This is a genomic window from Mesorhizobium sp. Primo-A (assembly GCF_003997175.1).
Classification (GTDB): Bacteria; Pseudomonadota; Alphaproteobacteria; order Rhizobiales; family Rhizobiaceae; genus Mesorhizobium; species Mesorhizobium ciceri.
Genome location: NZ_RZTG01000008.1, coordinates 153,805 through 166,780, shown reverse-complemented (window position 1 = coordinate 166,780; position 12,976 = coordinate 153,805). Strand labels below are relative to the sequence as shown.

The 12,976-nt window shown below is 63.3% G+C and carries 12 protein-coding genes; 9 read left to right on the top strand and 3 right to left on the bottom strand.

The window, feature by feature from the left end; translation table 11 throughout:
- Window positions 1–116: 116 nt before the first annotated feature.
- The 8 genes from lpxC (at window position 117) to EOC83_RS16285 (ending at window position 8,614) form a co-directional block, all read left to right on the top strand.
- The gene (lpxC, locus tag EOC83_RS16320) at window positions 117–1,067 is read left to right on the top strand and encodes a UDP-3-O-acyl-N-acetylglucosamine deacetylase (RefSeq protein ID WP_013530964.1); all 951 of its coding nucleotides are present in this window, start codon (window positions 117–119) and stop codon (window positions 1,065–1,067) included.
- 263 nt (window positions 1,068–1,330) lie between these two features.
- Window positions 1,331–2,200 carry an outer membrane protein assembly factor BamD gene (locus tag EOC83_RS16315; protein WP_063168306.1) on the top strand — a complete coding sequence of 290 codons (870 nt, stop codon included), beginning with the start codon at window positions 1,331–1,333 and terminating at the stop codon, window positions 2,198–2,200.
- A 226-nt stretch (window positions 2,201–2,426) separates the two neighbouring features.
- On the top strand, window positions 2,427–4,100 hold the full coding sequence (gene recN, locus EOC83_RS16310; RefSeq protein WP_063168305.1) for a DNA repair protein RecN: 1,674 nt from the start codon (window positions 2,427–2,429) through the stop codon (window positions 4,098–4,100).
- A 96-nt stretch (window positions 4,101–4,196) separates the two neighbouring features.
- On the top strand, window positions 4,197–4,376 hold the full coding sequence (locus tag EOC83_RS16305) for a hypothetical protein (protein WP_063168304.1): 180 nt from the start codon (window positions 4,197–4,199) through the stop codon (window positions 4,374–4,376).
- 162 nt (window positions 4,377–4,538) lie between these two features.
- Complete coding sequence (gene ligA / locus EOC83_RS16300) at window positions 4,539–6,743, top strand: NAD-dependent DNA ligase LigA (protein WP_063168303.1); 2,205 nt, start codon at window positions 4,539–4,541, stop codon at window positions 6,741–6,743.
- Entirely contained in the window at window positions 6,743–7,435 is a 693-nt protein-coding gene (locus EOC83_RS16295; RefSeq protein WP_063168302.1) for a TIGR02453 family protein, read from the top strand. The genes ligA and EOC83_RS16295 overlap by 1 nt, the downstream gene beginning before the upstream one ends.
- 157 nt (window positions 7,436–7,592) lie before the next feature.
- Window positions 7,593–8,321, top strand: a complete 729-nt coding sequence (locus EOC83_RS16290) for an AzlC family ABC transporter permease (RefSeq protein ID WP_063168301.1) — start codon at window positions 7,593–7,595, stop codon at window positions 8,319–8,321.
- Window positions 8,318–8,614, top strand: coding sequence for an AzlD family protein (locus EOC83_RS16285; RefSeq protein ID WP_013530970.1), 297 nt, complete (start codon window positions 8,318–8,320; stop codon window positions 8,612–8,614). The genes EOC83_RS16290 and EOC83_RS16285 overlap by 4 nt, the downstream gene beginning before the upstream one ends.
- Window positions 8,615–8,797: 183 nt before the next feature.
- On the opposite strand, the gene EOC83_RS16280 is transcribed toward EOC83_RS16285, so the two are convergent.
- The 3 genes from EOC83_RS16280 to EOC83_RS16270 form a co-directional block, all read right to left on the bottom strand.
- Window positions 8,798–10,642 carry an aminopeptidase P family protein gene (locus EOC83_RS16280; protein WP_063168300.1) on the bottom strand — a complete coding sequence of 615 codons (1,845 nt, stop codon included), beginning with the start codon at window positions 10,640–10,642 and terminating at the stop codon, window positions 8,798–8,800.
- A gap of 138 nt (window positions 10,643–10,780) precedes the next feature.
- Window positions 10,781–11,653, bottom strand: a complete 873-nt coding sequence (locus EOC83_RS16275) for a 50S ribosomal protein L11 methyltransferase (RefSeq protein WP_013530972.1) — start codon at window positions 11,651–11,653, stop codon at window positions 10,781–10,783.
- 10 nt (window positions 11,654–11,663) lie between these two features.
- Entirely contained in the window at window positions 11,664–12,242 is a 579-nt protein-coding gene (locus EOC83_RS16270) for an SCO family protein (RefSeq protein WP_013530973.1), read from the bottom strand.
- 188 nt (window positions 12,243–12,430) lie between these two features.
- On the opposite strand from EOC83_RS16270, the gene EOC83_RS16265 reads away from it, so the two are divergent.
- Window positions 12,431–12,949: a CreA family protein gene (locus EOC83_RS16265; RefSeq protein ID WP_024501452.1), complete on the top strand. Its 519-nt coding sequence runs from the start codon at window positions 12,431–12,433 to the stop codon at window positions 12,947–12,949.
- Window positions 12,950–12,976: the final 27 nt, after the last annotated feature.

Genomic DNA, 12,976 nt, shown 5'->3' with positions numbered 1-12,976 from the left:
CTTCGCTGCCTACCATCATCGGTTTGCCGGGATTTCGGGGGAAGTCGCCCTGCCAACCGATTCACACAAGAGCCGCGCCCTCGGGCTGGAGAAGCGGACCTAGGCATTACGGGCTTATGGGGATTGTCTTGCACGACTATCAGACGACATTGAAGACGCGCGCGTCGCTTACCGGCACCGGCGTCCACAGCGGCAAGGAAGTGTCCATCAGCTTCATGCCGGCGGATGCCGACACCGGCATCGTTTTCCAGCTTTTCAACGGTGCCGAGCAGGGCCGCGAGTTTCGTGCCCTGGTTTCGGAAGTCGGCGCCACCGACCTGTGCACCATGCTTGGTGATCCCGCCGGCGAGCATATCGCCACGGTCGAGCACATCATGGCGGCGCTGTTTGGGCTCGGCATCGACAATGTCGCTGTCGAGATCGACGGTTCCGAGGTTCCGATCTTCGATGGCAGCGCCATGGCGTTCGTCGAAGCCATCGACCAGGCGGGCATCGAGACGCTTTCGGTCAAGCGCCGCTATATCAGGGTCATCAAGCCGGTCCGCATCGAGAACGGCGCCTCGTGGGCGGAGTTTCGGCCCTATGACGGAACCCGTTTCGAGATCGAGATCGACTTCGAAAGCCCGGCGATCGGCCGTCAGCTGTTTGCCTCCGACCTCAATGCCGATATTTTCCGTCGCGACATCGCGCGCGCCCGCACCTTCGGCTTCATGAAGGATGTCGAGCGGCTGTGGGCTGCAGGCTATGCGCTCGGCTCCTCGCTGGAGAATTCGCTGGTGATCGGCGACGACAACCGCGTCATCAACATGGGCGGCCTGCGCTATCCCAACGAATTCGTGCGCCATAAAACGCTGGACGCCATGGGCGACCTGGCGCTGGCCGGCGCCCGTTTCATCGGCTGCTTCCGCTCCTATCGCGGCGGCCACAGGATGAATGCCGCGGCCCTGCGCCGCCTGCTGTCGGATCGCACGGCGTTCGAGATCGTCGAGACGACGCGCCGGGAGCGTGGCCGCAGCGCCGAGATGAACGCCGTCAACGCGCCGCTCTACGCGCCCTGGATGATCTGATTTTCCCAGGTTTTTCGGGTTCCATGGGGAATTGCGCGTGTTGCAGGAATGCACCACCCGCCAGTGAAATTGCATTGATGTCCAAGCTGCGTCCGGCCGCCACAAAAATGTGCGATTGGCCGGAGATAGCGTTGCCGGGCAAGGCGGTTATGGTTTATGGCTGCTGCCGTCGATTAGTGCATGTCGTTCAAAAGTGGGGACCAGTTTTGAAACAATGGCATGCAACTGGCATTGAAATAGCGCCGAAAGGGCGAGATCCAATCATGTTCTTCAAGCGAGTTGGTCAATTGAAAGCACCGCAGAGGGCCGTTTTCCTGGCGCTTTCAGTAGTTGTTCCATCGCTCTTCCTGTCGGCCTGCATGTCGTCGGAGAAAGATATCGACCTGTCGACCTATGTCGACCAGACCGAACCGGCCGATGTTCTCTACAATCAGGGCCTTGCCAATCTCAATGCCGGACGCCTGCAGGAGGCGAGCCGCAAGTTCGACGCCGTCGACCGCCAGCACCCCTATTCGGAATGGGCTCGCAAATCGATGGTGATGGGCGCTTTCGCCGATTATCGCCAGGGCAATTACGACGAGGCGATCGGCTCGGCCAAGCGCTACCTCACGCTCTATCCATCGACCGATGACGCCGCCTATGCGCAGTACATCATCGGCTTGAGCTATTACCGCCAGATCAAGGACGTGACGCAGGACCAGAAGGAAGCGCGCCAAACCGTTCAGACAATGCAGGATCTGGTGACGCGCTGGCCGACATCGGAATATGTCGACGACGCCAAGGAAAAGATCCGCTTCGCCAACGATCAGTTGGCCGGCAAGGAAATGCAGATCGGCCGCTACTATCTCGAGCGCCGGGAATACATCGCCGCCGTCAAGCGCTTCCGCACCGTGGTCGAGAATTATTCCAACACGCGCCATGTCGAGGAGGCGCTCGCCCGCCTGACCGAAAGCTATTACGCGATGGGTCTGACTTCGGAGGCGCAGACGGCCGCCGCCGTGCTCGGCACCAACTATCCCGACAGCTCGTGGTACAAGGATTCCTACAAGCTGTTGCAAAGCAATGGGCTTGCACCGCGCGAAAATGCCGGATCGTGGATATCCAAGGCCGGGAAATTGATCACCGGGGCTTGACCCCCCAAGCAGACGTCGCGGGCTTCGCCAACGCGCCGTCTGCCTGATTTCGTTGTTTGTCGCAGGTTCTTGTCGCAAAACCGCGGAACACTTTTGCGGAACCTGCTTGGAGCATCGGATCGAAGCGTACGCAGCGCTTTTTTCGGATTGATCCGGTGCTCAAACAAAAAGATAGTGCGCCGCTGCGACTGCAAATGGTCGCGTGCCGTCCTAGATTCGGGTTCTGATGCTCTCCAGACTGTCGATCCGCGATATCGTCCTGATCGAGAAGCTGGATATCGACTTCCAGCCGGGTCTTTCGGTGCTGACCGGCGAAACCGGTGCCGGCAAGTCCATCCTGCTCGATGCCCTGTCGCTGGCGCTTGGTGCGCGCGGTGACGCGTCGCTGGTGCGCCATGGCGCGGCGCAAGGCCAGGTTATCGCCGTCTTCGACGTGCCGCGCAATCATCCGGCCCGTGCGCTGCTAGCCGACAATGCCATCGAGGATGACGGCGACATCATCCTGCGCCGCCTTCAGACCGCGGACGGCCGTACCCGTGTCTTCGTCAACGATCAGCCTTCGAGCGTCACCTTGATGCGCGATGTCGGGCGCGCGTTGGTCGAGATCCACGGCCAGCACGATGAACGTGCTCTGGTCGATCCCGGCGCTCACCGCGAGGTGCTCGATGCTTTCGGCGGCCATCTCGGCGCCGTTCGCTCGACTGGCGAGGCATGGCGGCATTGGCGCGCCTGCGAGCAGGAGTTGTCGCGCCACCGTGCCAAGGTGGCGGCGGCGGCGCGCGAGGCCGACTATCTGCGTGCGGCGGTGGCGGAATTGACAAAGCTCGATCCGCAGCCGGGTGAGGAGACCGATCTTGCCGAACTGCGCGCGTCGATGATGCGGGCCGAGAAGATCGCGTCCGAAATCCATGACGCGCAGGATGTGCTGTCCGGCCCGTCGTCGCCCTTGCCGCAACTGGCCAGCCTGCTGAGGCGGCTGCAACGCAAGGTGACGGAGGCGCCAGGCCTGCTCGACGACGTGGTCAAGTCGCTCGACGAGGCGATGCTGTCGCTCGACGCGGCCCAATCGGGCGTCGAGGCCGCACTGCGCGCCACCGAATATGATCCGCAGCGGCTGGAGAAAGCGGAGGAGCGGCTGTTCTCGTTGCGCGCGGCCTCACGCAAGCACAGCGTCGCCGTCGACGATTTGGCGCAACTGCGCGACACGATGTCGGCCGATCTCGCCGACCTCGACGCCGGCGAGGAACGCCTGCACGGGCTGGAAAAGCAGGCCGCCGCGGCACGCGAGACGTATGACATCGCAGCCGCACAGCTGTCCTCGCTTCGTCATGCGGCGGCGGTCGGCCTGACCAAGGCGGTCATGGCGGAACTGCCGGCCCTGAAGCTCGAACGCGCGGCCTTCATCGTGGAAATGAAGAGCGATGCCGAGAGCCGCATGGAAGAGGGCATTGACCAGATCGAATTCTGGGTGCGCACCAATCCAGGCACGCGGCCCGGGCCGATGATGAAGGTGGCCTCCGGCGGCGAGCTTTCGCGCTTCCTTCTGGCGCTGAAGGTGGCGCTGGCCGACCGTGGCTCGGCGCCGACGCTGGTTTTCGATGAAATCGACACCGGCGTGGGCGGCGCTGTCGCCGACGCCATCGGCCAAAGGCTGGCGCGGCTGTCGAAGCGCGTGCAGGTGCTGTCGGTGACGCACGCGCCACAGGTGGCGGCGCGCGCGGCGACGCATTTCCTGATCTCCAAATCCGGCACCACCGACCGTGTCGCGACCGGCATTGCCGAGATGGACCGGCCGGCGCGGCAAGAGGAGATCGCGCGCATGCTGGCCGGCGCCACGATCACCGACGAGGCCCGCGCCGCCGCCGAGCGACTGCTGCGCGAGAACATCGCGGCGTCCTGATGGCGCATGGTTCGGCAGTGGATCGAAGCAAAGGAAGCCGAGAAGCCAACGGTTCGCGGGCCGTATAAGAAACACTCAGCGGCTTAGGAGAATCCGATGGATTTGGAAGAGGAAACTGTCGAATTGACAAAACTTCTCTCAGGAAAAATGGTGATCCACGTTTGGCGGTTTCGTGCGGCAGAAGTACTGATTGAATTCACAGATGGAACCCGACTGTTCGTCGATGCACGGTCCGACGCGATTGAGTGCTCAGTGACCGATGGGATTTCAGACTGACCCACCACCTACGGTTCGCCGACCAGTGAAAATCCGGGCTTTGCAACAGAGTCAGCATATGGCTCCATCCCGCTGTTTCGGCGTGGTTTTGTCAGAATTCAGCTCCCTTCCATCCGAATCCTGATCTATTGTCCCGGGCCAACAGCAGCCAGGTGCAAAACCATGTCCGAAAAACCAGTCGATGCCCTGACCGAAAGCGAGGCCGAAGCCGAGCTGAAGCGTCTGGCGGAAGTGATCGCCGAGCACGACCGGCGCTACCATACCGAAGACGCGCCTATTATCACCGACGCGGAATACGATGCGCTGGCACGGCGCAACCTTGCCATCGAGGAGCGCTTTCCAGCGCTGGTGCGCGAGGATTCGCCATCGCTCAGGGTCGGTGCGGCACCCGCGGAAGGCTTTACCAAGGTGCGCCATGCGGTGCCGATGCTCAGCCTTGCCAAGGCTTATACCGACGATGACGTCGCCGATTTCATCGAACGCGGCCGGCGGTTCTTCGATCGCGACAAGGAGCTCGACATCGCCTTCACGGCCGAGCCGAAGATCGACGGGCTTTCGGCTTCGCTGCGTTACGAAAACGGTGTGTTCATGCAGGGCGCAACGCGTGGCAACGGCGCCGTCGGCGAAGACATCACCGCCAATTTGAAGACGATTGCCGATATTCCAGCGAGGCTGAAAGGTTCGGACTGGCCCGAAACCATTGAGATCCGTGGCGAGGTCTACATGACCTATGCGGAATTCGAGGCGTTGAAGCAGCGGTCGGCGGCGGTCGGCGGCCAGGACTACGTCAATCCGCGCAACACGGCGGCCGGTTCGCTGCGCCAGAAGGATCCGTCCGTTACCGCCAGCCGCAACCTCAAATTCTTTGCCTATGCCTGGGGCTATACGACAGCGGATCCGGCTCCGACCCAATATGATTCGGTGCAGAAATTCGCCGAGTGGGGGTTCAAGATCAGTCCGCTGATGGTGCGGGCGAAATCGGCCGACGAGTTGATCGCGCATTATCATCGGATCGAGGAGCAACGTTCGGCACTTGGCTATGATATCGACGGCGTCGTCTACAAGGTCGACCAGCTGGAATTGCAGCGCCGATGGGGGTTCGTCACCGGTGAGCCGCGCTGGGCCGTCGCGCACAAATTTCCGGCCGAACAGGCGATGACGACTGTGCAGAAGATCGACATCCAGGTTGGCCGTACCGGCACGCTGGCGCCGGTCGCGCGGCTGGCGCCGGTCACTGTCGGTGGCGTCGTGGTCGAGAATGTCACGCTGCACAATGAGGACTACATCAAGGGCCTGGACAGCACCGGCCAGCCGATCCGCGACGGCATCGACGTGCGCATCGGCGATACGGTGGTGATCCAGCGGGCAGGCGATGTCATTCCGCAGATCGTCAGTGTCGTCATCGACAAGCGGCCGGCCGATGCCGTGCCATACGAATTCCCGCATACCTGTCCGATCTGCGGCTCGCCGGCGACGCGCGAGATCAACGAGAAGACCGGCAAGGAAGATTCCCGCCGCCGCTGCACCGGCGAGCTGATCTGCCCGGCGCAGGCGGTGGAAGGATTGCGCCACTTCGTGTCGCGCGGTGCCCTGGACATCGAGGGGCTGGGGGCCGAGAACATAGATACGTTCTTCAATGCGGGATTGATCAAGACCGCCGCCGATATCTTCACGCTCAAGGATCGCCGTCCGGCCGTCACCAGGGCGCTGGCCGAGCGCCGCGAGGAGCAGGCCAGGCAGCGCGAGGCCGCATCGGGCAAGACACGCAAGAATGTGCGCAGCGTCGAGGATCGCAACTATGAAAGCCTCGACAAGCTGTTCGCGGCCATCGACTCGCGCCGCGAGCCGGAACTCGACCGTTTCATCTTCGCGCTCGGCATCCGCCATATCGGCGAAACGACGGCGGCCGTGCTTGCCCGCACCTTCTCGACCATCGAGGAGCTGATCCGCGTCGGCAAGGAGACAGCGGCCGCGGAGGATCCACATACTGTCTTCCCATCGGTCAACGGCATCGGCGATACGGTGATCGATGCGCTGCGCGGCTTCTTCGGCAATGAGCGCAACGACGACGTGCTTGAGAAGCTGCTCGAGCAGGTCAAGCCGAAGCCGTATGTCGTCACCGTCTCGGCCGACAGTGAGGTCGCCGGCAAGACGGTCGTGTTCACCGGCTCGCTGGAGAAGATGACGCGCTCCGAAGCCAAGGCCATGGCGGAGCGCCTCGGCGCCAAGGTCGCGGGCTCGGTTTCGGCGAAGACGGATCTGGTGGTCGCCGGGCCGGGCGCCGGCTCCAAACTCAAGCTTGCCAGTGAGCTCGGCATCGAGGTGATCGACGAGGATGCCTGGCTGGCGCGGATCGGCAAGGCGTGATGGAAGGCGCATTCAAGGGGTTCGGCCCAAAGGCCATTCCGTTCCTGAAGGCTCTGGATTTCCACCAGAACCGGGAATGGTTCCTGGAGAATCGCGACCTGTTCGAAAAGGAATTGCGCGATCCCTTCGGCGATCTGGTCGACACGCTGACCGAGCGCTTCGCAAAGGCAGGGCTCGGCCTGCGCGGCGACCGCAAGAAGTCGCTGTTCCGGATCAATCGCGACGTGCGCTTCGCCAAGGACAAGCGGCCCTACAACAGGCATTTGTCGGCCATCCTGTCGCCCGACGGCACCAAGATGGAGCAGGGCGTGTTCTACGTGCATGTCGGGCTTGAGCGCTGCTTCGCCGACATTGCGTGGTGGCAGCCGGAGCCGGCGCTGCTGCTGGCGATGCGCAAGGCCATCGCGGCAAAGCCGGGCGAATTCCAAAAGATGGTTGCGGCGTTGAAGAAAAATAGCCTCGAACTCGAGACCGAAGGCCGTATGAAGCGCACCCCACGCGGCTTCGAGCATATCAGCGATGCCGACCTGGCCGCCGCCATCCGCAACCGGCATTTTGTCGTCCAGCATGTCATCGATCCGGCGGGAATCCACACGGCTGATCTGGTCGACGAACTCGTCGATTTCACCTTGCGCGCCAAGCCGCTGCTCGACTGGGGCAGGGCGATCGAGGGCAAGATCCCGAAGGAATAAGCGTCTAACTCAGCCGATCCCGCGATCATTTCCGCTGATCGTTTGGCTCAAGCGAATTCGTGTGACACGGCAAGCCGCGCCACCTACATACCGCGCTTCCCTTGTTGTTGTGCATGTCGTTATCCCCCTTTTGGGCGACATGCATCAGGAGTGGTTGATGGCGACGGACGTAATTTCCGAGAGCGGCGACAGAAGCGATTTCTGGCAAGGCGTGCGGCTGTCGATGCCTGTGGTGGTGGCCTCGGCGCCCTTTGCGGTGCTGTTCGGCGCGCTCGCCGTGGACAATGGCTTCTCGGTCCTGGAAGCCTTTCTGATGAGTGCGCTGGTCTATGGCGGCGCCAGCCAGATGGTCGGCATCCAGCTGTTCGGCCAGCATGTGGCGCCGTGGCTGATCGTCCTGTCGATCTTCGCCGTCAATTTCCGCCACGTGCTCTATTCCGCCGGCATCGGCCGGCGCATCGCGCACTGGCCCCTCATCCAGCAGGCGCTTGGTTATTTCATCCTGACCGATCCGCAATTCGCGGTGGCCGAAGCGCGGGCGCAATCGGGCCGGACGGTCGGCTTTGCCTGGTATCTGGGACTTGGCTTGCCTGTCTATCTGTTCTGGATCCTCGAAAGCGCGCTTGGCGCGCTGTTCGGCAAGCTGATCCCCGACACGCACGCGCTGGGCATCGATTTCCTGCTGCCGATCTATTTCCTCGGTCTCGTGCTGGGCTTCCGCAAGCGGCCTCTGTGGCTGCCGGTGGTCATTGCCAGCGCTGCCGCCTCCATCATCGCCTACAAGACCGTGGGCTCGCCCTGGCATGTCTCGATTGGCGCTGTTGCCGGTGTGCTGCTGGCGGTCATCCTGCCTCCCCACCATAGCGGCGTAAAGGCACGGCCATGAGCACGACCTTCTGGATCATTATCGCCGGCGCAATCGCGACCTATCTGACGCGCATCGGCGGGCACCTGGTGATATCGCGCTTCGATACCATCCATCCCCGCGTCGAGGCCGGCCTCAATGCCGTGCCGGCGGCGGTGCTGACGACGCTGGTAGCGCCCGAGCTGTTGAACGCCGGCCCGGCGGAATGGGCCGCACTGGTGGTCACCGCCGTGGTTTCGCTGCGCGGTGGGTTGATGGCGATGTTTTTGGCGGGCGCGGCGGTATTGATCGTGGCGCGGCAGTTCGTCGGGTAGGGCGTATCGATATTCAGGTGATGACGGCCTGCAAACGGCGGCTTCCTGCGCTTCCCCGTTCTACCGCGTCGCGGTAGAACTGAGCTCACGTACCCAAAAGTACGCTTCGCTCCGGTTCACGGAACCCATCGTTTTCGCTCGTCCTGACCTGAATCTCGACACGCCCTCGGCGCCTCAGAAAAATCAAATCTTCGCGTCGTGCGGCAGCGGCGCGGTGGCCTTCTCCAGCCAGGCCAGCGTTTCGCCGTCGAGCATCGGGCCGATCTCGGCCAGCACGCGCGCGTGGTACGAGTCCAGCCAATGCAGCTCGTCACGCGTCAGAAGGTCCGACTGCACCAGCCTGGTATCGATCGGCGCCAGCGTCAGCGTCTCGAAGCCGTGCATGGCGATGTCGCCGCCCTCGATCTCTTGCGCCGGCGTCACCAGGATCAGGTTCTCGATGCGGATGCCGTAGGAGCCTTCCTTGTAGTAGCCGGGCTCGTTGGACAGCATCATGCCTTCGAGCAGCTTTTCGGTGCCGGTGCGGGCGATACGCTGCGGGCCTTCATGCACGGCCAGATACGAGCCGACGCCATGGCCGGTGCCGTGGGCGAAGTCGCAGCCGTGCTTCCACAGCGCCATGCGCGCGACGGCATCGATCTCGGAGCCGCGCGTGCCGGCGGGAAAGCGCAAGGTGGAAATGCCGATCATGCCTTTCAGCACCAGGGTGAAGCGTTCGCGCATCTCCTGCGTCGGCTGGCCGATCGGCACGGTGCGGGTGATGTCGGTGGTGCCGTCCTGATACTGCGCGCCGGAATCGAGCAGGAACAGCTCGCCGGCCTGCAGCTTGCGGCTGGTGGCGCGCGACACGCGGTAATGCATGATGGCGCCGTTCGGGCCGGCGCCCGAAATGGTGTCGAAGGAGACGTCGCGCAGCGGCATCTGGGTTTCCTCGCCGGTCCGCCGGCGCTGTTCCTCCAGCCTGGTGACGACAGCGATCTCGTCGAGCGAGCCGGGTTTTTGCCGCTCCAGCCAGCACAGCAATTTCGCCACGGCCGCACCGTCACGCCGATGCGCGGCGCGCGAGCCGTTGATCTCGGCCTGGTTCTTGGTGGCGCGCGGGATTCGGGCAGGATCTGCTGCTGCAATGACGGCGCCGCCATTGTCCTCGACCAGCATGCGCAGCCGGTCAGCCGCCAGCACCGGGTCGAGCGCGATTTTCGCGCCACTCTTGGCAAGCGCTGTGATCGCGGCTTCGAATTCGCCGGGCTCATGCGGCTCGGCGAGCTGGGTGAGGTAGGCGGCGACCTGGCGCGAGAATTTGCGCTTATCCATGAAAAGCTGGTGCGACCCATCGGCGGCGAGGATGGCGAAGCCGAGCGCCAGCGGCGTGTGCGGCACGTCGCCGCCACGGATGTTGAAGGCCCAGGCGATGGAGGAGGGGTCGGTCAGCACCGCATGGGTGGCGCCGTCCTTGGCGATCGCCGCCGCTAGCCGCGCCAGCTTGTCCTTGGCGAGCTCGCCGGCAAAGCCGATCGGGTGGAGCTCGACGGGAGCCACCGGCGCGTCGGGCTGATCCTTCCAGATGATGTCGATCGGGTTTTTGTCGAGCGGCACCAGTACGGCGCCGTTCTTGTCGACTGAGGCCTGCAGCGCCTTGACCTCGCTGATCGTGTGCAGCCATGGATCGAAGCCGAGCCGTGCGCCCTTGCCAAGATTGTCTTTCAGCCAGACAGCCGGCGGATTGTCGACCAGGCTTTCGATCGAAAAGACGTCGAGATCGACCTCGCTGCGCACCTGCAGCGTGTAGCGCCCGTCAACAAAGACGAAGGCGCGGTCGCGCAGGACGATGGCGACGCCGGCCGAGCCGCTGAAGCCGGTCAGCCATTTCAGCCGCGCCGAACGATCGGCGACATATTCGCCCTGATGCTCGTCGGCACGCGGGACGATGAAGCCGTCCAGCCCGTTGGCTTCAAGCCATTGGCGCAGCAGCGCCACGCGCGGTTTGCCGACGGCCGGGTCGCCCGCGGAATCGAAGGTCTGGAACATGGTGGGCCTCCTGCATGTCCGCGCAACCGTAGCGTACGGTCGCGGAAATCGGAATCGATTTCCGGCTGCGCGCAACCTGCTACAGCATCGCCGGACTGACAACTGGGGGAATTTGGTCCAGGCTCGGTCGGTGCCGGTCTAATGCTTCAGGTGGATCGTCACCCAGCCCTCGCGGTGCAAGGTTCTGACATGGCGGAAATTCTGGCCGACATAGGCCGAGATGACCGCGTCCCGCTGGCGCTCGAGGATGCCCGACAGCACGATCGAACCGCCAAGTGCGATATGATGGGCCATTTGCGGCGCCAGCCGCATCAGCGGCCGCGCCAATATGTTGGCGACGATCAGATCGAAGGGTGCGCGCTTGCCGAAGATCGGATGGTGAAAGCCGGGCGCGGTTGCTGTTTCCACCAGTGCCTTGACGTGGTTGAGCCGCGCATTGGCGGCAGCCACCCGCACCGCCACCGGATCAATGTCGGTGGCCAGCACCGGAATGTGCGCCAGCTTGGCGACGGCGATCGCCAGTACCGCGCTGCCGGTGCCGAGGTCGAGCGCATTGCGCGGGTGTTCGCGCCGGACCACTCTTTCCAGCATTTCCAGGCAGCCGGCGGTGGTGCCGTGATGGCCGGTGCCGAAGGCGAGGCCGGCTTCGATTTCGATGGCGAGTTCGCCGCTGTGGCGTTTCCTGCGGTCATGTGCGCCGTGGACGAAGAAACGTCCGGCACGCACCGGCTTCAACTCTTCCAGCGAATGCGCCACCCAGTCGATGTCGGGCAGGGGCTCGCGCTCGATCGGCTTCGACAGGGAAAGGCCGGCAAGGATGTCCTTCAAGCGGGTCTCGACCGCATCGACGTCGCCATCGGCATAGAGCGACACTTCGTGGATGTCCTTGTCCTCGTCGACCTCCAGCACGGCGATCGGCAGCCCCTCTTCCTCGAAGGCCGCCTCAAGCGCCGCGAAAATGCTGACGGACTCGATCTTTCCGGTGGTGAAGTAAAGGCGCGTCTGGGTCATGAAATGGTAATCAGCCTTTCGCCGCCAGCCGCTTCAGCTTGGCGATGGCCGTATCGGCGCTTTCGCCGTAGGCGATTGTGCCGGCAAAATCGCCCTTGGCGTTGAGCAGCAGCACCGAGGCGGTATGATCCATCGTGTAGTCGCCGTCGCCGGTGTCGACCTTCTTCCAATAGATGCCGAACGACTTGGCCATGGCATGGACCTTGTCCGGAGCGCCCGTGATGCCGACGATACGGTCGGAGAAATTGCTGACATAGGCGTTCATCACCTCAGGCGTGTCGCGCTCCGGATCGACCGATACGAAATAGGCGTGCAGGTTCTTGCCGTCGTCGCCGAGCGTCTTCAGCCAGCCGGCCAGTTCGAACAGCGTGGTCGGGCAGACCTCGGGGCAATGGGTGAAGCCGAAGAAGACGACGCTGGGCTGGCCCCGGAAGGCGGCTTCGGTGATCGGCGCGCCTTTCTGGTCGACCAGAGTAAAGGCGGCCCCGAATGGCTCGCCGCCATAGTGGCCGCGATACCAGTCGAAGGTCAGCCAGCCGATGCCGGCCGCCATCAGGACGAGAATACCGACCAGGATAGAACGCATCATCAGAAAAGTCCGTCTGCAGAAATCGTCGCGCCGGCTCAATGCCGCGCCTGTGTGACAGTCTTAGCGGTTCGGCCCCGCACAGGCAAAGTGCCGCGTTGCCGCAACCGCTGCGGTGTCGACCTATCTGCTTGCAAAGCCGGGCCGCTCGCCCCACCTGTGACCGGCAACTCGAACCGCAGGAGGGTCCCTTGCAACGACTGATTGGGCACGGACTGATTGGGCGAAGACTGATCGGCGGTGCCTTGGCCGCGTGCGTTGTCCTAGGTGCCGGGGCCGCCGTGGCCGATGAAGTCGGCAAGGTCGGCGTCGACTGGCTCGGCAACGACATCATCGTCGAGGCGATCAAGGACCCCAAAGTGGAGGGCGTGACATGTCACGTCTCCTATTTCGATCGCGGCATCATCGATCGCCTGCACAAGGGCAACTGGTTCGAGGATCCGTCCGATTCCTCGATCTCCTGCCGCCAGACCGGCCCGATCACCATCGGCGACATCGACATGAGCGAGGGCGGCGAGGAAGTGTTCAAGCAAGGCATCAGCCTGATCTGGAAGAAGCAGGTGGTGAACCGCATCTACGACAAGGCCAACGAGACGCTGATCTATCTCTCGCATTCGCGCCAGGTGCAGAACGGCTCGGCCAAAATGTCGGTCACCACTGTGCCGCTCTACGGCCAGAACGTGGTGTGGAGCAAAGGCAAGCCGCAATAGGCGATTCAGTTCCTTCCCGGGCGCACG